Genomic DNA, 17,218 nt, shown 5'->3' with positions numbered 1-17,218 from the left:
TTACTTACCCGTCTTTCCGACCTTGCGACGGATCTGCTCGCCTTCGTAGCGAATACCCTTGCCCTTATAAGGATCGTCCTTACGCAGACGACGGATATTAGCGGCGATCTGTCCGACTAGTTGCTTGTCAATACCGGTAATGGACAGCTTGGTTGCGCCGTCCACTGCGAAGGTAATTCCCTCCGGAGCCTCGATGAGGATCGGGTGGGAGTAGCCCAGGCTGAATTCCAGGTCCTTGCCCTTCTGCTGGACACGGTAGCCGACACCGAAGATTTCCATCTTGATGGTGTAGCCCTCGGTCACGCCGATAACGGCGTTGTTCAGCAGGGAGCGGGACAGACCGTGCAGAGCACGGTGCTTGCGGTGGTCATCAGGGCGGGAGACGGACAGTACGCCGTCTTCCAGGTTGATGGCGATTGGCTCTGGAACGTTAACGCTCTGGGTACCCTTTGGGCCCTTCACCTCAACGTCTTGGCCGTTGATCTTGATTTCGACGCCGTTTGGCACGGCGATTGGTGCTAGACCGACTCGAGACATGTGTCAAACCTCCCTTTACCAGACGTAGGCGAGAACTTCTCCGCCTACGCCCTTCTCCTCAGCCTGACGGTCAGTCAGCACGCCGTGGGACGTGGAAATAATAGCCACGCCCAGGCCGCCCAAAACCTGCGGCAATTCGGTGGACTTTGCGTACACACGCAGACCCGGCTTAGACACGCGACGCAGGCCAGACAGGGAGCGCTCGCGGTTGTTGTACTTCAGCTCGAGGGACAGGGTGTGGCCCTCGACGGTGTAGTCAGCGATGTAGCCTTCCTGCTTCAAGATGTCGGCAATATTTGCCTTCAGCTTGGAGGTAGGCATCGACACGGTGTCATGGTGCGCATTACTTGCGTTGCGCACGCGCGACAGCATGTCGGCAATAGGATCAGTCATAGTCATATGAGTGACCGTGTACCTTTCTCGTTGCGGTTCCCGTGCTCACCAAAGCGTTCTCCGTGTGATTTCGGGCTACTCACGCTCCCCACGGTCAGTACCGTGAGGCGCTCGCCACCCTTTAATTCAGACAACGGTCCGCTATCTACGGCGAGGGGCCTACAACAAAGTTGAAATGAACTTCTTGAATTGCGGGTACTCATCCCCATGTGAGCTGCATAAACAGCGTGCGGGCACGAGTCCGAGCATTTACATTACACGTCGACCTGGCCTTTTCCAAAATTCTCCCTGCTTATCGGCAAGCTTGCCGGCATGACCCCAAACGTTACAGTTTCTCGTGCCAATCCCGTCGCTAACCGCTTCGACAACCCACGCATCGGCCACCGCGTCACCGCGCCTGCAGGCGTGGGCGGCGTATACCACGCGATGGAGAAGGCAATCCCGAACCACGGCCTCGTGCCGCTGCTGAAAATGAACCAGCATGGAGGCGTTGACTGCCCCGGCTGCGCCTGGCCGGAGCCGGGGCAGGGCGACATCAACTTCGTCGAGTTCTGTGAGAACGGCGCCAAGGCCATCGCCCAGGAGACCACGTCCAAGCGCGTGTCCCGCGAGTTCTTCGCCAACACCACCGTCCGGCAGGTGCGCGAGATGCCGGACTAGGAGCTCAACCAGCTCGGCCGTCTCACCGAGCCCATGCTCTGCGACCGCTCGCTCGGCGACGAGAAGTACCACCCCGTCTCCTGGGACGAGGCCTACGACCTCATCGCGGAGCAGCTCAAGGCCACGGACCCGAACCGCGCCATCTTCTATACCTCCGGCACGGCCGTCAACGAGTCCGCCTTCATCTTCGGTGTGCTGGGCCGCCGCCACGGCTCCAATAACCTGCCGGACTGCGCGAACCTCTGTCACGACTCCACGGGTGTCGCGCTCGCCAAGACCGTGGGCGTGGGCAAGGGCTCCATCGTCATGCAAGACATATACAACACGGAACACATCATCTCCGTGGGCCAGAACCCGGGTATCAACCACCCGCGCTCGCTGACCGCCTTTAAGAAGCAGAAGGAAAACGGCGGCAGGTTCATCATTATCAATCCCATGCCGGAGACTGGTTTAATGAAGTTCAAGGAGCCGCAGTCCGTCAAGGGCGCCCTCGGCGTGGCCGACAAGATTAGCGACGAGTACGTCCAGGTTCGCCTCGACGGCGACCGCGCGCTGTTCCAGCAGATCAACCGCGAGGTCATTCGCCGCGACTTGCTCGACCGCAAGTTCTTGGAGGAGTTCTGTTCCAACGTCGACGAGACCATCGCGCACCTTAATTCGCTTGACGATGCCGCCCTTTCCCGCGGATCCGGAGTCTCCCAGGCCGAGGTCAAGAACATCGTCGACTACGTGGAGAAGTCCGAGACGGTTGTTCTCGCGTGGACGCTGGGCGTGTCCCAGCACCGCAACGCGGTGGCCACCATCCAGGAAATGATGAACTTCCTACTGCTCACCGGCAACTACGGCAAGCCCGGCGCGGGCTCCGGCCCGTTCAGTGGCCACTCCAATGTCCAGGGTGACCGCACGATGGGCATCTCGTAGAAGATGCCGGAGTGGTTCCTGGCCAACATGGAAGAAAAATTTGGCTTCGACGTTCCGCGCGAGCACGGCGTTTCTTCCACTGGCGCGGGTATCCAGCTGCGCGAAAAGAACGTCGATTTCTTCCTGTCACTGGGCGGAAACTACATCCGCGCGATGTCGGACACGACGGCGCTTGAAGACGGCATTTCTGCCACCTAGCAGTCGGCCCACATGCTCACCAAGCTCAACCGCACGTGTGCGTGGCTGGGTGAGAAGTCGCTTATCTTGCCGGTGCGCTCCCGCACCGATGTCGACATTCAGGCCTCGGGCCCGCAGAAGGTCTCTGTCGAGGCATCGGACTCCAAGGTTTCCGCGTCCTTCCCGAAGCGCCGCGGAAACCGCGACCTGAATCTCCACTCCCAAATGCAGATCATCTGCGGCATCGGCGAGCGTGCATTCGGCGACGCCTTCTAGCGCCCGATGATGGACAACTACGATGTCATCCGTGATCACATCGCGAACGTCATCCCTGGTTTTGAGAACTACAACGAGCACCTCAAACGCCCCAGCGGCTTCATGCTCCCGCACGCGGCCCGCGAACGCATCTTCAACACCTCGGACGGCAAGGCCCAGCTGACCATCAATGCCACCGACACCATCGAGCTTGAGGGCGACCAGCTGCTGCTGACCACGGTGCGCAGCCACGACCAGTACAACACCATCTCCTATGGCCTGGTTGACCGCTACCGCGGTGTGCGCGGTGGACGCCGTGTCATCTTCATCCGCAAGAAGGACCTGGCCGAGCGCGGGCTCAAGGACGGCGACATCGTCGACGTTGTCTCCGAGTACGCCTCGGGCCGCCGCGTCGCGCCGAACTTCCGCCTGGTCGAGTACGACATCGCCAAGGATTACGTGGGCGGCTACTTCCCTGAGCTCAACATCCTCGTGCCTGTGGAAGAGATGACTAAGGACTCCGAGACTCCCGTTTCCAAGTCCCTCATTGTCCGTCTGGAACCGACCGGCAAGAACGCGAACGACTTCTAAGTCGCCGCACCCCCGTTAGTCCCGTCGCGAGCGGGACTTTCGCGGTTGTAGGCAGGGCCGCGACTACAGTTGAGTTCATGACTGAAGACAAAGACCCCATCCAGACCGCGCACGAGTGGCTTGAAGAGGTCGCAACGACGCTGGATCTCGATCCGCACGACGCCACGGCGCTGGTGCGCGAGCTGCTCGATCTCACCAAGGACGTCGCGCACTATCGCTCCCGCCCGGCCGCCCCGCTCACCGCCTTCGTGGTCGGTCTGGCCAGCAAAGACGTCGAGGAAGCCCGCGCCAACATCGCCAAGCTCAAGGAAGCCGTGCAGTAGTGGCGGGCCGCACCACCTCCAAGTTCGCGGTCACCAAGGTCCGCCTCAACGAGGAGCGCACGCAGGTCACCCAGGTCGATACCCGCGCCGATACCGTCGCTGGCGAGGAGCCGCTCGAAATCCGCGTCGATGGCCAGACTCTCACCACGACCATGCGCACCCCGGGCCACGACGTTGAGCTCGCCCATGGATTCCTCCATTCCGAGGGCCACATCCAGGCCGCCCGCGACATCGAGTCCGCCAAGTACTGCGAGGGCACCACCCGCGACGGTGTCAACACCTACAACCTCCTCGACATTGAGATGCGCGACGACAACGTCATCTCGCTCAAAGAGCTGCGCCTAACACTCACCAACTCCGCGTGCGGCGTGTGCGGTACCTCGTCCATCGAGGAGCTAGCCAAGAAGACCCGTTACCCCATCCCCCACGTGCCGGTCGACCCGCTCGTTATCGCCCAGCTGCCGGATAGGCTGCGCGAGGGCCAGAAGCAGTTCCGCAAGACCGGCGGCATCCACGCCGCTGGCGCCTTCACGCTGGGTGGCGAGCCCATCGTCATCCGAGAAGACGTCGGCCGCCACAACGCCGCGGACAAGGTCATCGGCCACCTGCTCATGGAGGGCTTGCTTCCGGCCAGCGATCTCATCCTCGTGATGAGCTCGCGCGCCAGCTTCGAGCTCGTGCAGAAGGCTGCGATGGCGGGCTTCTGCCAGCTCGTGGCGGTATCGGCAGCCTCCTCGCTCGCCGTCGACACTGCCCGCAAAACCGGCATGGCACTCGTCGGTTTCGCACGCGGCGACCGCTTCAACCTTTACTCGGGAGACCTGAAATGAGCCTTATCGATTTCCTTGTCAACGTCGAGCTGGACACCCCGCGCCCCGACTACCGCGCGCTGCTCATCGCCGCACGCAACGTCACTTCCCCGGTTGCCGAAACCCCCGCCGCCCCGTCAGCATTCCAGCCCCATGTCGCCGCGTGGCGCACGGCGTGGCAGAACGCCGGGCTCGATCCCGCGCTTTTTGATCTGGGCGCCCAGCCTTCCGATGCCCCCGTAGTTGCCCTCGGCAACGCCGTCGCCCGCCGTTTCGAGCTGCCTGTCACGGCGTTCGCCCTCGATGGCTTCGCGGGCCTAGTGCGCATCGAGGTAGGCACCGCTACGGTGCGCGATGCCGCGGGTAGTGCCGCGCGGCGCTTCCGGCCCGAGCACCGAGTCCAGCCCACGCCGGAGACCACCAGCGTGCTCTATATCCTCGAGGCCTTGGATCCGCTCACGGACGACGATCTGCGCCTGGCGGCAGATGACATCCTCGACGCCCTGCGCGCGGCGAACCCTGATGTCGAGGTCGCCCAGCGCATCCTGCGCCCCGAATAACTCCGCGCGCCGAGTAAGCGCTAGTGTGCAGCGCGCACGTCGAGGAAGCCGCGCAGCAGCGCATTGCGGCGGCGGGTGCCGGACTCGAAGGTCTCGGCGTAGTTGTCGTAGGGACATCGACTTGCGCGTACACCTCGTCGAGATGCGACATGTCGGGCACTCCGGCGACAGGCTCGGTCTCCCAGGCTCCCGCGATATGTTCGATAGTCGACTTGATGCCCTCGGGGCCGCCGCCCAAACGGTTGGACTCGAACGGGCCTGTGGCCGCGTAGCGCAGCCCCAGCGAGTTGCGCAAAATCGTGTCGAGGTCCTTCGCGTCAATGACCCCCTGTTGCACGAGTGAAATCGCCTCCCACATGTCGACCTTTTGAATGCGGTTGCCCACGAATCCGGGGATTTCCTTCTTCATCGCGCTGGGCTCGAAGCCGAGCTCTCGGTAGACCTCCAGCGCGCGTTCGACCGTCTCCGGCGCGGTCTCCGGTCCCGGCACGACTTCGAGAACCGGCATGAGTGCCGGCGGGTGAACGGGTGACCGATGACGATCCGCTCGGCTGCGGGATTGTCTGCCGCGCTCTTGGAAGGAAGGATGGCTGAGGTCGAGCTGGCGAGGATGGCGGCATCGGTAAGTCCCGCCAGCCGTGCGAAGATCTTGTGCTTGAACTCCAGCGACTCCAGCCCTGCTTCCTGGACGAAATCGACGCTGTCCGTGAGATCCTCCAGGTTTGTCGAGAACCGAACCTTGTCCCCGAACTCCTGCGCCACCGCGTCCGCGAGTTCTGCGCGCACGTCTGTCATGCGCACCTGCCACCCCGCGTCGACGAAGCGCTGGGCAAACGAGAAACCGATCAGGCCGCCACCTACAAGCAATGCTGTCTTCATGTTTTTTAGCCTGGGCCTTCTGGCTCGCGGCCACACGGTTTGTTGTATGGCCACCGCCACACAAAAGGTCTACAAGAATTGATTTATCCCGCCTCGGCCTTGTCCGAAGTGAAAGACGCTTTTCCACATCCCACCCTCGCCACGTCCTGCGCCCGCAACCAACCCGTAGAAATGCACCGCACGCCCATTCCTTCTACTCGCCCCTGTGCCGCTCCTGCTATGCCCGAGACCTCAGCCGTCGACCCCGCGCACTGCGCATCAGACCAGTGCTTTCGCACCCTTCCCCGAGCCGGTGCAGCAAATACATCCCGCCGTGACCACGGATCACCGCAGCGTGCCCGCGCGCGGCACCACTTTCCATTAAATAATTTTACCGTAGCCTACTCTATGTTAGGGTATCCTAACATGCACAAAATTCGTCACGAGAGACCGGCCCCTTTCGTCGATTCCTTCGTAAGAGCCGATCCGACTGCATTAAACACAATCATCCACCACAGCCAGCACACCCTCACGCAGTATCTCGCCGAGGGCGACGCGCCACGCTCCGGTCGCAACGCCCATGAGACAGCAGCGGCCGTCACACGCGTTGACCTCGAGCACCCAATTGGTACATTCGACGCCGCGTTGGCTGAGCTTTGCGAACTCTGGCTCGACCACGCCGTGTGGTACCACCACCCGCGCTACATCGCCCACCTCAACTGTCCGATCACCGCCACCGCCGTGGGCGCGGATCTGCTCGCCACCACAGTTAACACCGCGGTCGAAAGCTGGGATCAGGCCTCGAGCGCCGCCGCAATCGAAGGCCACCTCCTCGAGTTCTTCGCGCGCAAGCTGCGCTGGCCGGAAGACCCGCATTCCCGCACCCGCGGGGTCTTTACGTCCGGTGGTACGCAATCCAATCTGCAGGCGCTCTACATTGCGCGCGAAAAGGCGCTGGGCGCTCAAGGCGTGCAGGGACTTTCCCAGTTGCGCCTCTACACCAGCAGCCACGCCCACTACTCCGTGTTGCGCGCCGCCCACCTCCTTGGGCTCGCGGACACCGCCGTCATCACTATCGAATCGGATGCCGAACACCGACTCGACGCAGCTGATCTCGCCCGGCGCATCGCGGCCGACGTGGCGGACGGCTACACGCCGATGGCCGTCGTGGCCACCGCTGGGGCAACCGACCGCGGCACCATCGATCCGCTAGAGAGCATCGCCAAGGTCTGCCGCCACGCAGGGGTGCACTTGCATGTCGACGCCGCGTACGGAGGCATCCTGCTGCTCTCACCCACGCAACGGCACCGTTTGCGCGGCATGGACGCGGCCGATAGCGTCACCGTCGACTTCCACAAGGGCTACTTCCAGCCGGTGGCCTGCAGCGCGATTCTCTTGCGCGATCCCGCCGACTGCGCCCTCGTGTCGTGGCACGCGGACTACCTCAACCCCGAAGACGCCACCGACCACAATCTCGCAGACTTCTCGCTCCAAACCACGCGTCGCTTCGACGCGCTCAAGCTCTGGATGACGCTGCGCACCCACGGCGCCGACGCCCTCGGGGAGGCCTTCGACGCCTGCTGCGCCGCGGCCCGCGATGCCGCCCGGCGCGTCGACGCCCATCCACGCTTTGCACTGCGCGCCACACCGGAGCTTTCCACAGTGCTGTTTACGCCTGCCGATGCCCCCGCCAGCCTCGTCCACATCGTCCGCCAGCGCTTGCTCGAGCGGGGCGACGTGATTGTCGCGACCACCACCTTCGAGGGCGCGCCGTGCTGGAAGTTCACCATTCTCGATCCGCAGCTGCGTGGCACAGATATCGACGCGATCCTCGGGCTCATCGAACGCGAGATGGACGCCGTCGACCAAGCCAACGCTCAACCGAGCCCCAGCGCTCTCGCGGTACAACCCGCGCGCTAGACCACGACCCACAGAAACTTAAAACAGGAGTTTGTAATGTCTTCTTCCACCACCGCCCGCACTGCCGCCGCCGCTGATGCCGAATCTAGCATTAAGCCCTATGACCTGGTGGGCATCGGGATCGGGCCGTTCAACCTGGGCCTGGCGGCGCTGAGCCAGCCGCTGGTTGACGGCGGCGCGCTGCGCGCGGCGTTCTTCGATTCGCGCGCGGAATTTTGCTGGCACCCCGGGATGATGATTCCTGGGACGACGATCCAGGTTCCGTTCATGGCCGATCTGGTCACCCTCGCCGACCCCACGAGCCCGTACAGTTTCCTCAACTACTGCAAGCAGCAAGGGCGCATCCACCAATTCTACATCAAGGAGGATTTCAACCCGCTGCGCGAGGAATACTCCGATTACTGCACCTGGGTCTCCCAGCAGCTGAGCACGCTCGAGTGGAACTCCACGGTGACGTCGGTGCGCCGCGTCGACGATCTGTGGGAGGTCACCGTCAACGGGCCACGGGACACCTGCACGGTGCTCAGCCGCAACGTCGTGGTCGGAGTGGGCACCATACCGTTTATTCCCGCCGAGCTGCGGGCTGCGCCGGAAGCCGGGCTCGCCGTACACTCGGCGGACTATCTTGAGCACAAGGAGGAGTTGCTCGCCCAGGAGTCCGTCACCATCATCGGGTCGGGGCAGTCCGCGGCCGAGATTTACGCCAATCTCATGGAACCTGCCGCGTACCAGGGCACGCGGCTGGACTGGGTCACCCGCTCGGGGCGCTTCTTCCCCATGGAATACACCAAGCTCACCCTCGAGATGACTAGCCCCGAGTACGCGCAGTTCTTCCGCGGCCTGGACGCCGCGACGCGCGACCGGCTCAACCGCGAGCAGCGCAATCTTTACAAGGGAATCTCCGGCCAGCTCGTCAATCACATCTACGACACCTACTACCGGTTGTCCATCACGAAGGGCCTGCCGCGCCCATTCGCCTCGACGCTCCTAGCCGGCTGGAGCGCGGCGCTATGCGACGCAGACGCGTCCGCCCCGTTCCAGCTGACGTTGACCCACGGCGAGACCGGCGAAACCCGCACGCACGCGACAAACGCGCTGGTGCTCGCCACCGGCTACAAGGCCCCGCTCTTCCCCAGCTTCCTGGAGACCGCACGCGAAGAAGTCCAGTTCGACACGGCCGGGCGCCTGGCCATCGATCCCGAGTTCGCCATCGACGCCGCCCAGTCGCTCTTCGTCCAAAACGCCGAGGAACACCTTCATTCGCTCATCGCGCCGGATCTCGGGATGGGACCGTGGAGGAACTCCATTATTCTCAAGGCCATCACCGGCCGCGAGTACTATCCCATCGAGCGTTCCGTCGCCTTCCAGACCTTCGGGGGTCAGTAATGCTCAATACCGAACGTGACGAAATCTTCACTCCCCACGGCACGGTGCGCCTTCGCCCGCTCACCCCCGGCGACACCGAGCTCGTTCACGGGTGGCTCACCGATCCTCACTGCGCGTTCTGGGGCATGCAACAGGCCAGCGTCAACGACGTCGCCGTCGAATACGACCGGCTCCGCGCCTCCCCGCACGAAGAAGCCTGGATCCTCGAGCTGCGCCCGTACCCTGCCGCCCCGCGCAGACCGATGGGCATCGTCGAGGACTACGACCCGCGCCGCGTGGTGCTGGACTCGGTGTTGGCCGGGGCTGCTAGCTCGGAGGCTGCTGGTGTCAGGGAGTTGACGCTGGAAGAGCCACTACGCGGACTGCACTTCCTCGTCGCCCCGCCGGCCGGTGCCCACGTTTCTGGGCTAACCAGCAGCCTTTTCGCCGCGGTCATCCGCTGGCTCATCGACTGCCGAGGTTTCCGCGAACTCCTCGTGGAGCCCGACGTAGCCAATGGCGCAATTCACCGCAAGAACGCCGAGGCCGGCTTCCTTGATGTGCCGGGACTTAACGAGGTCCGCCTGCTTCAAGGCGGGCACACGAAGACGGCACGGGTGCAGCGTTGTACTGCCTCAGACTTCTATTCCTCAGCGGCTGCCGCGCGCGCCTCGCTGTCGCCGGTGGCGAATGCGCTGTGCGCGGCCGAGACCGCTGAGCGCCAGCTCATCGCCAAGGCCATCCGCGAATTTAGCCATGAAAGACTGCTGACGCCGAGCTTTCACCCGGACTCAGAACGATGGTCGGTCCACTTGGGGCCGCGGGAGCTGAGCTTTTCGGCCCACCAGTACGGGCTGGAGCATCTCGAAGTCGTCCCCGAAAGCATCGAAGCTGCCGATGCCGCCCCGCTGCACCTGGCTGAGCTCATCGCCGGGGCCGCAGAACAGCTGGGCATAGAACCGGGGTTCCTGCACACCTACATCGAAGAAATTCAGGCGACCCTCGCCGGCCGTGCCCGCGCCCTCGCGACTCGCCCCGCCGCGCAAAGCTTGCGCGCACCGCAGCTCGCCGCCAGCGCCCAGGAGCGCGCGAATGCCCAGGCGGACTATCTCGTCTCCGCTGAGTCAGCAATGTATGAGGGGCACCCCGGGTTCCTCGCGAATTCGGGGCGCGGCGGGATGAGCCTTACCGAGCTACGCGCCTACGCGCCGGAGGCGGGAGCCGACGTACACATCGTGTGGCTCGCCGCCAAGCGGGAGCACTGCGTGGTGGCGGCATCAGAAGACGTCGCGGACCTAGCCGGGTTCTTCGCCGAACAGCTCGGAGACCTCGAGCCGCGCTATGAGCAGGCGCTCGCAGAATTGGGCTGCGACCCGGATGACTATGTGCCGCTGCCGCTGCACCCGTGGCAGTGGGACAACTGCATCTCCACGATCTTTTTCGCCCAGCTCATTTCCCGGGATCTGGTGTACATCGGCACCAGCAGCGACCTATTTCGCCCCCAGCAGTCGCTGCGGACGTTCTTCAACCACTCGCGCCCGGCGCTGCCCTATGTCAAGACTGCCGTGGGCATTCGCAACATGGGGTTCGTCCGCGGGCTCTCGCCGGCGTACATGGAAACCACGCCCGCCATCAACGATTGGTTAGCCCAACAGCTCAATGTCGATCCGGAATTCCGGGCCTGCAACGTGCGTCTGCTCAAAGAAATCGTCGCCGTAGGCTACCGCGGCGACACCTACCACCGCCACCCGCTGCCCGCGGACTCAACAAGCGGGCGAGAGAAAATGCTCTCCGCGCTGTGGCGCGACTCGCCCGTGCCGCAGCTATCCGCCACGAGCGTGGCCGTGACCCTGGCGGGCTGCCTCTACGTCGACCCGGCAGGAGAGTCACTCGCCGCCGAGTGGATCGCGCAATCGAGTCTACCGCCGCAAGAATGGCTGCGTCAGCTGCTCGACGTGTACCTTGTCCCAGTCCTCCACGCGCTCGCCCAGTACGGAATCGTGTTCATGCCGCACAGCGAGAATGTCATCCTCGAGCTCGACAACGGCGCGCCCGTCGGCGCGTTTTTCAAGGACCTGGGGGAAGAGGCCGCGGTCGTTGACGCCCGCGTGGACATGCCTGCGGGACTAGAGCGCCTGCAGGTCGATCACGGCGACTTCACCGGTGCCCAGCGCGCGCTATCTATCCACACCGACGTCCTCGACGGCGTGCTGCGCCACCTCGCCGCGCTCTTCGACCGGGAGGGATTGCTCACTGAGACCGAATTTTGGCTCACCTGCCGTGAAGTCGTACTGGATTACGAACGCCGCTTCCCCGGCACGCTGGAGAAACTTCCGGTGCTCGCGCCGCAGTTCAAGCACTCGTGCCTCAACCGCTTGCAGTTACGCAACCCGTTATCGATGGTGAACTTGGGCGACCAGGAGTCCTCGCTCATCTACGCCGGGGACATGGACAACCCGTTGCATTCTCCAGAATCGACGGCGCGATAAGTAAAGGCCAACCCCGCTCGTGCGGGGTTGGCCTTCTCGCGTACTACGCCGCAGCTTAGTCGCGATACGCTTCCGGGCCAGAGTTAAGCCAGGCGTACACGCCACCAATTAGGAAGCCATCACCGATGAGGTTTCCTACCCACACGATGGACCAATTGGCCAACACCACCCAAAGGGTAAAACCTTCCGGTAGCGGGCTGGCGCAGAAGAAGGTCAGGGTCATCAGGCAGAAATTCGCGATGACGTGCTCGAGGCCCAAGCCCACGAAGCAGGCGATGATCGGCACGATGACGAAGAACTTGGAGGCAATGTCTTTGGCAAAGATAGCGCCGATAATCGCCATGTTGACCACGAAGTTGGCCAGTATGGCCTCCACGAACATGCCGCCTGGTCCTTTGAGGAGCTTGCCCATCGCGAGGTCGACGATAAGGTGATTTGGGTCGATGCCGCCGAGCTTGGCGGACATACCCATGGCTGCGGCGAAAAGCACGGCGCCAACTAGGTTGAATAGCGTGGTGACTGCGAGGAGCCACAGCGCCTTTCCCCAGCCCACCTGCTTCTTCACGGCGCCGTAGACCATGTACATCATGTTGCCGGTGGCTAGGTCCGCGCCCAGAATGACGATGGCAAAAAGGCCCAAACCGAACAGGCAGGCAAAGACCAGAGAACCGAGGCCTTCCACATGCTTCTCGACGCCCATACCCATCACCGCAGCAAATGCCGTACCGATCGCCAGGTACACGCCGGCCAAAGTAGAACGGACAGCAAAGCGGGAGAAAGATTGCTCTAGGAGCGTGACCTTCTTCGTCACGGCTGCTGCGGCAGCATCATTCAAGGACATCAAGTACCTCGTACGGTTCAGATTTCAGAGACCTTTGTATCGTACTCCGCCGCACGCACCGCAGGTGAATCCCTGATCTTCAGCAACCAATTGCAATCACTTTTCACTTAAGAAAAACTGGCGGGAATGACACCCTTCCTGTCTGTCCAGCACCTCAGCTACGGCTACTCCGCCCGCACTAAGGTTGTTCGCGATATATCCTTCGACCTCGCCCCAGGGCTCACCGTCCTTCTCGGCGCAAATGGCGCGGGGAAAAGCACGCTCATGCAGCTCATCGCCGGTGAGCTACGCCCGCCAACAGGAACCATCTTCGTGGGCGGTGAAGACGTCCGCCGTTCCGACTCGTGGCGGCAACGTGTCGGCTGGGTTCCGCAACGCAGTGTGTTTGATCCGGCGCAACGCGCAGTGGATTTCGTAGCAGACGTTGGCTGGCTGCGCGGACTAGACCGCGCGACAGCACGCCAGCACGCGGTAAATGCCTTGCGGATAATTGGCTTGGAGGACCACAGCACTACCCGCCTGCGCGATGTCCGGTGGAATGCAGCGCCGCGCCATGGTCGCGGCGGGCCATTGTCCACGAGCCAGATGTACTGCTTCTCGACGAACCCACCGCAGGTCTCGACCCACACCAACGATCCTCACTCATCCGCGCACTGCGTGACATGGCTTCGAACGGCACCACTGTCCTCATGTCTACGCACGTCGCGGCTGATATGGACTCCGCCGATCGCACGCTCATTCTTCATCGTAGGTGCATCGCAGTCGATTCTTCTGTTGCAGATTTCATCGAAAGGTACGGCTCCGTAGAACAAGGATTCTGCGCCGTCACCGAACAAGCTACCGACGGGGCACGGGGAGGGGCTGCTTTGTGAGACACGTTCGCTTCATTCCTGTTGTACTCTTCACCGCACTGCTGAGTTTTGCCTCTGCGCGGGGCAGTAACGTCGCCGGTTCCTGGCCAGAGGCCACCGCAATCTGCGCGGTTGTCGCCGCGGCTACGGGCGTACTTCTCGAAAGTATTGCTGCATGGGACGCAGGAAGCCAGGACGCCACGTTTCTACGCTCCACATCCACCTCGCGCGCCCGCACAGCAGTACTTCTCGTCGGCCTGGCGCTGGCATGGGGACTGGCCAGCATTCTTATCGACTTCATGATCCTGGCAGGGTTTGTCTATACCGCACCCGTGGGCAGCTCGCCATGGTTCCTCGTCATCATTAGCAGCCTTGTGTGGGTTGTGTTGTGTGCGGTTCTCGGTGCGGGTTTGGGTGTCTTTGTCCGGCGCCGGCTTCTCGCCGCGTTACTCGCAGCACTGCTCACGCTAGCTTTGTGCGTGGTATCGGCGTGTGCGGATTCCACGCCGGCTTCCCTACGCTTTCTTTTCTTCCCCGGCAATGGGTACGAGCTGATAGCACGGCAGCGACGGGTGGCTTCGGTCGCAATTTCTGCCGTCATGGTAGCGGCCTTAAGCGCCTGTGTCCTTGCCGCACTGACACGCCACCACCCTGCCCCGCGTTACACCGCGCTGACTCTCCTCGCCATCATCACCATCGCCGCTGTTGGCTCCGCCGCAGTGGGGCCCCAAGGTACGCGGGCACGGGACACCACGGAGGCGTCGGCAAGCTGCACCCGGGATGCGAACAAACAGCGATACTGCAGTTGGCCAGAAGATCACGAACTCGTCGTAGCCGCAGACGCGCACTGGCAGGAATTCACGCAGATGCTTGTCGACGCCGGCCTTCCTCCCCTCACCGGCACATACGGTCAACCCGGCTCCGATCACGCCACGGAGTTGTCCCACACAGTGGCCAGCCCAGCGGCCCTGTACACGCGGGTTTATGAGGCTCAAGCTGCGGCGCTGCGCTCTCAGCGCCCCCTGCGAAGAAACTTCTGCCTCTCGCAACGCACACCAGGTACTTTCGGACTGGGCCACGTATGCGTTCAGAGCGGAGGACGACAGGTTTACTACCCTCAGCGCACAAAGTTCAACTACTCCTGCGCGCGCCTGGATTGAAAACGAGCTTTCTCACCGTTCGCCCGCAGAGCAAGCCGTGGCTCTGGCTCCCTTTATTCACACCATGCAGACGTGCAGCTCCGAGCTACCACCGCTGGGGGTTGCACAATGAGTCCCTACCTGAGACTTCGCCGTTGGCCGGAGTTCTTTTTAATCCTCTGCCTTGGCGTGGTAGCGCAGTTCCTGGATAACTTGGCCGTTCCACAGCTCTTCGGAGCGCCACTGAACCGTCCCGTATTCGTTTTCAATCTGCTGCCACTGCTCGTCGCAGGCTCCATACTGGCGTTGCTGAATAGTTCATGGGATGAGAAATACGAGGCCACGAGCACGGCCCGTTCGCTACGCAAGGAGAAAACTGCCTTGTTGGGTGCAGCTACCGCAGCGTGGACCGCTGTGTTCGGATTCGGATTATTCATTGGGGTAGTACCTATTCATTCAGCATCCACGATCCTTTTCTGTCTCGCTGCGGTTGGCGTCGCGTTAACGCTGCGTAGCGCACTGGACTCGAAGGCATCTGCGGGAATTGCGCTCCCCCTGTCGTTGCTGGCGCTCCTTTTTCCCTGGTACTTGGGCGAAACCACGCCGTTGGGCAATTCCCTCGGCCAAAGTATGTCTCCCATCATTGCCATCGTGTGCGCCACTATCTTCCTTGTAGGCGCGGCTGCGTGGCTTCACCGACGGCACTAAAACCAAAAAATTCCCCCGGCCTCCTTTCGGAGTGCCGGGGGAATGCCTCAAGCGCTATTTACTTGAACGGGAAGCCGAGCTCGCGCAGGAGCTTGCGGCCCTCGTCGTCGTTAGTAGCGGTGGTAACGACGGTGATGTCCATACCACGAGGGCGGTCGATCTTGTCGATGTCGATCTCGTAGAACATGGACTGCTCGGACAGGCCGAAGGTGTAGTTGCCGTGGCCGTCGAACTGCTGATCAGACAGACCGCGGAAGTCACGAATACGTGGCAGCGCGATGGTCAGCAGGCGGTCTAGGAACTCCCACATGCGGTCGCCGCGCAGGGTAACGCGTGCGCCAATGGGCATGCCCTCACGAAGCTTGAAGTTCGCGATGGACTTCTTAGCGCGACGCAGCTGCGGCTTCTGACCGGTAATAGCGGTCAGATCCTCGAGTGCGCCGTTGATGACCTTGGAGTCACGTGCGGCTTCGCCAACACCCATGTTGACGACAACCTTGGTGACACCAGGGATCTGCATGACGTTGTCGTACTTGAACTCGTCATTCAGGGTCTTGCGGATTTCCTCGCGGTAGCGAGTCTTCAGACGCGGGGTGTAGTTCTCGCTCATTTTTAGATGTCCTTCCCGTTGCTACGCGCGATACGGACCTTCTTGCCGTTCTCGTCGAAACGGTAGCCCACGCGGGTCGGGTTGCCTTCGGAGTCAACGATCGCAACGTTGGACACGTGGATCGGTGCTTCCTGGGTAACGATTCCGCCGGACTCGGCGCCACGCTCGGCAGCAGAGTTTGCGACGTGCTTCTTGATGCGGTTAACGCCCTCTACGAGGACCTTGTCACGCTTTGGGTATGCCTCGATGACCTTGCCCTTCGCGCCCTTATCTGGGCCCGAAATGACGATCACCATATCTCCCTTATGGATCTTCATAAGACTAGATCACCTCCGGTGCGAGAGAAACGATCTTCATGAAACGCTTGTCACGAAGTTCGCGAGCAACCGGTCCGAAGATACGGGTACCACGAGGCTCGCTATCGCCCTTGAGAACAACTGCAGCGTTCTCGTCAAAGCGAATGTAGGAGCCGTCTGGACGACGGGTTTCCTTCTTCGCACGGACGATAACTGCCTTAACTACGTCGCCTTCCTTGACGTTGCCACCTGGGACAGCGTCCTTGACAGTCGCGACGATGACGTCGCCGATGCCAGCGGAGCGTCGGACAGAGCCGCCGAGAACGCGGATGCACAGCAGTTCACGTGCACCAGAGTTGTCGGCGACGCGCAGACGCGATTCTTGCTGAATCACTATGGGTCTCCTGACCTGGATTGATGTGCGGTAAGATTTCCGTCCTTGCCGCACGCGGTCTACAAACTTGCGATGCTCAAGCCTTGACAACGGACTGTGCCGAAGGGTCTCGGACCGGCGGTTCGGAAACGCACCACTACGGGCCGACCAGCTTTTGCAACCTATACATTCAACCACACGCCAGCGCCCATACCAAAACGCCGCTTAGTGATTACCGACGCCCCCTACCTCCACATATGTTTCCGTCAGTACACCCACTTACCCCTCGGCCTCTTATTTCGAATACTACGACACGCATAGGCTCCAAAATCATCGCCACAATCTGCACATATGAACCACACTTTAACAACGCTCAGTGCAAAGTCCATCGCGCAGCCATTCTAATGGTTTGATCTTTCACTGCTGTAACGCATGAGAATTTCAGTTAACTTCTGATTTTCATGCAACAACTGCAAATTCTGTGACTACTGGTATTTGCCCGCGAAAGACGTTTCTTTGCTCTTTCCCATATTTCCCGAAGG

Annotated in this window: 16 protein-coding genes and 3 pseudogenes; 11 read left to right on the top strand and 8 right to left on the bottom strand. The window is 61.9% G+C overall.

Translation table 11 applies throughout. The annotated features are described in order from the left end of the window. Entirely contained in the window at positions 1-537 is a 537-nt protein-coding gene (gene rplF, locus ACLI1M_RS02135) for a 50S ribosomal protein L6 (protein ID WP_023020585.1), read from the bottom strand. A 15-nt stretch (positions 538-552) separates the two neighbouring features. Then, positions 553-936, bottom strand: coding sequence for a 30S ribosomal protein S8 (gene rpsH, locus ACLI1M_RS02130; protein WP_005322799.1), 384 nt, complete (start codon positions 934-936; stop codon positions 553-555). 306 nt (positions 937-1,242) lie between these two features. Here rpsH and ACLI1M_RS02125 point away from each other — a divergent pair. The 4 genes and pseudogenes from ACLI1M_RS02125 (at position 1,243) to ACLI1M_RS02110 (ending at position 5,226) form a co-directional block, all read left to right on the top strand. Further along, positions 1,243-3,534, top strand: a pseudogene (locus ACLI1M_RS02125) (FdhF/YdeP family oxidoreductase). A 77-nt stretch (positions 3,535-3,611) separates the two neighbouring features. Further along, positions 3,612-3,857: a DUF6457 domain-containing protein gene (locus ACLI1M_RS02120; RefSeq protein ID WP_200288268.1), complete on the top strand. Its 246-nt coding sequence runs from the start codon at positions 3,612-3,614 to the stop codon at positions 3,855-3,857. Next, a complete protein-coding gene (fdhD, locus tag ACLI1M_RS02115) occupies positions 3,857-4,687 on the top strand; it encodes a formate dehydrogenase accessory sulfurtransferase FdhD (protein WP_023020578.1) in 831 nt (276 codons plus the stop codon). Before ACLI1M_RS02120 ends, fdhD begins: the two co-directional genes overlap by 1 nt. Next, positions 4,684-5,226, top strand: coding sequence for a hypothetical protein (locus tag ACLI1M_RS02110; protein WP_023020577.1), 543 nt, complete (start codon positions 4,684-4,686; stop codon positions 5,224-5,226). Before fdhD ends, ACLI1M_RS02110 begins: the two co-directional genes overlap by 4 nt. Here the strand turns inward: ACLI1M_RS02110 and ACLI1M_RS02105 are convergent. Further along, complete coding sequence (locus ACLI1M_RS02105) at positions 5,123-5,584, bottom strand: 3-hydroxyacyl-CoA dehydrogenase family protein (RefSeq protein WP_316349567.1); 462 nt, start codon at positions 5,582-5,584, stop codon at positions 5,123-5,125. The genes ACLI1M_RS02110 and ACLI1M_RS02105 overlap by 104 nt on opposite strands. A 108-nt stretch (positions 5,585-5,692) precedes the next feature. Further along, a pseudogene (locus ACLI1M_RS02100) lies at positions 5,693-6,021 on the bottom strand (3-hydroxyacyl-CoA dehydrogenase NAD-binding domain-containing protein); the annotation flags it as partial. Positions 6,022-6,510: 489 nt separating this feature from the next. On the opposite strand from ACLI1M_RS02100, the gene ACLI1M_RS02095 reads away from it, so the two are divergent. Genes ACLI1M_RS02095 through ACLI1M_RS02085 form a run of 3 tightly spaced genes read left to right on the top strand, consistent with a single transcriptional unit; the run spans position 6,511 to position 11,858 of the window. Beyond that, the gene (locus ACLI1M_RS02095) at positions 6,511-8,004 is read left to right on the top strand and encodes a pyridoxal phosphate-dependent decarboxylase family protein (RefSeq protein WP_200288269.1); all 1,494 of its coding nucleotides are present in this window, start codon (positions 6,511-6,513) and stop codon (positions 8,002-8,004) included. Between the two features lie 36 nt (positions 8,005-8,040). Continuing rightward, positions 8,041-9,390, top strand: coding sequence for a lysine N(6)-hydroxylase/L-ornithine N(5)-oxygenase family protein (locus ACLI1M_RS02090; protein WP_234288129.1), 1,350 nt, complete (start codon positions 8,041-8,043; stop codon positions 9,388-9,390). Then, positions 9,390-11,858 (top strand): GNAT family N-acetyltransferase, encoded by a 2,469-nt coding sequence (locus ACLI1M_RS02085; RefSeq protein WP_259825592.1) that lies wholly within the window; start codon positions 9,390-9,392, stop codon positions 11,856-11,858. Before ACLI1M_RS02090 ends, ACLI1M_RS02085 begins: the two co-directional genes overlap by 1 nt. A 55-nt stretch (positions 11,859-11,913) precedes the next feature. Here the strand turns inward: ACLI1M_RS02085 and ACLI1M_RS02080 are convergent, their stop codons facing one another. After that, positions 11,914-12,699 carry a formate/nitrite transporter family protein gene (locus ACLI1M_RS02080; protein ID WP_411706646.1) on the bottom strand — a complete coding sequence of 262 codons (786 nt, stop codon included), beginning with the start codon at positions 12,697-12,699 and terminating at the stop codon, positions 11,914-11,916. A 126-nt stretch (positions 12,700-12,825) separates the two neighbouring features. Between ACLI1M_RS02080 and ACLI1M_RS02075 the strand changes: the two are divergent. The 4 genes and pseudogenes from ACLI1M_RS02075 to ACLI1M_RS02060 form a co-directional block, all read left to right on the top strand. Then, a pseudogene (locus tag ACLI1M_RS02075) lies at positions 12,826-13,206 on the top strand (ATP-binding cassette domain-containing protein); the annotation flags it as partial. Between the two features lie 26 nt (positions 13,207-13,232). Further along, the gene (locus ACLI1M_RS02070) at positions 13,233-13,571 is read left to right on the top strand and encodes an AAA family ATPase (protein WP_034655739.1); all 339 of its coding nucleotides are present in this window, start codon (positions 13,233-13,235) and stop codon (positions 13,569-13,571) included. After that, positions 13,568-14,710: a hypothetical protein gene (locus ACLI1M_RS02065; RefSeq protein ID WP_411706645.1), complete on the top strand. Its 1,143-nt coding sequence runs from the start codon at positions 13,568-13,570 to the stop codon at positions 14,708-14,710. Before ACLI1M_RS02070 ends, ACLI1M_RS02065 begins: the two co-directional genes overlap by 4 nt. Positions 14,711-14,818: 108 nt before the next feature. Beyond that, positions 14,819-15,397, top strand: a complete 579-nt coding sequence (locus ACLI1M_RS02060; RefSeq protein WP_248100343.1) for a hypothetical protein — start codon at positions 14,819-14,821, stop codon at positions 15,395-15,397. Between the two features lie 58 nt (positions 15,398-15,455). Here ACLI1M_RS02060 and rplE read toward each other — a convergent pair whose 3' ends face one another. Genes rplE through rplN form a run of 3 tightly spaced genes read right to left on the bottom strand, consistent with a single transcriptional unit; the run spans position 15,456 to position 16,697 of the window. Next, complete coding sequence (gene rplE, locus ACLI1M_RS02055; RefSeq protein ID WP_023020566.1) at positions 15,456-16,007, bottom strand: 50S ribosomal protein L5; 552 nt, start codon at positions 16,005-16,007, stop codon at positions 15,456-15,458. 2 nt (positions 16,008-16,009) lie between these two features. Then, positions 16,010-16,324, bottom strand: a complete 315-nt coding sequence (gene rplX, locus ACLI1M_RS02050) for a 50S ribosomal protein L24 (protein ID WP_023027809.1) — start codon at positions 16,322-16,324, stop codon at positions 16,010-16,012. A gap of 4 nt (positions 16,325-16,328) precedes the next feature. Next, positions 16,329-16,697, bottom strand: coding sequence for a 50S ribosomal protein L14 (rplN, locus tag ACLI1M_RS02045; RefSeq protein ID WP_005322812.1), 369 nt, complete (start codon positions 16,695-16,697; stop codon positions 16,329-16,331). Positions 16,698-17,218 lie beyond the last annotated feature (521 nt).

It is taken from the genome of Corynebacterium sp. LaCa54 (assembly GCF_046717495.1).
GTDB lineage: Bacteria > Actinomycetota > Actinomycetes > Mycobacteriales > Mycobacteriaceae > Corynebacterium > Corynebacterium kefirresidentii.
This window is presented reverse-complemented; position numbering and strand designations above follow the sequence as displayed.

Coding starts and splice junctions, on each gene's coding strand:
- rplF (WP_023020585.1), bottom strand. CDS start 537: ATGTCTCGAGTCGGTCTAGCACCAATCGCCGTGCCAAACGGCGTCGAA.
- rpsH (WP_005322799.1), bottom strand. CDS start 936: ATGACTATGACTGATCCTATTGCCGACATGCTGTCGCGCGTGCGCAAC.
- ACLI1M_RS02120 (WP_200288268.1), top strand. CDS start 3,612: ATGACTGAAGACAAAGACCCCATCCAGACCGCGCACGAGTGGCTTGAA.
- ACLI1M_RS02110 (WP_023020577.1), top strand. CDS start 4,684: ATGAGCCTTATCGATTTCCTTGTCAACGTCGAGCTGGACACCCCGCGC.
- ACLI1M_RS02105 (WP_316349567.1), bottom strand. CDS start 5,584: ATGTGGGAGGCGATTTCACTCGTGCAACAGGGGGTCATTGACGCGAAG.
- ACLI1M_RS02095 (WP_200288269.1), top strand. CDS start 6,511: ATGCACAAAATTCGTCACGAGAGACCGGCCCCTTTCGTCGATTCCTTC.
- ACLI1M_RS02090 (WP_234288129.1), top strand. CDS start 8,041: ATGTCTTCTTCCACCACCGCCCGCACTGCCGCCGCCGCTGATGCCGAA.
- ACLI1M_RS02085 (WP_259825592.1), top strand. CDS start 9,390: ATGCTCAATACCGAACGTGACGAAATCTTCACTCCCCACGGCACGGTG.
- ACLI1M_RS02080 (WP_411706646.1), bottom strand. CDS start 12,699: ATGTCCTTGAATGATGCTGCCGCAGCAGCCGTGACGAAGAAGGTCACG.
- ACLI1M_RS02060 (WP_248100343.1), top strand. CDS start 14,819: ATGAGTCCCTACCTGAGACTTCGCCGTTGGCCGGAGTTCTTTTTAATC.
- rplE (WP_023020566.1), bottom strand. CDS start 16,007: ATGAGCGAGAACTACACCCCGCGTCTGAAGACTCGCTACCGCGAGGAA.
- rplX (WP_023027809.1), bottom strand. CDS start 16,324: ATGAAGATCCATAAGGGAGATATGGTGATCGTCATTTCGGGCCCAGAT.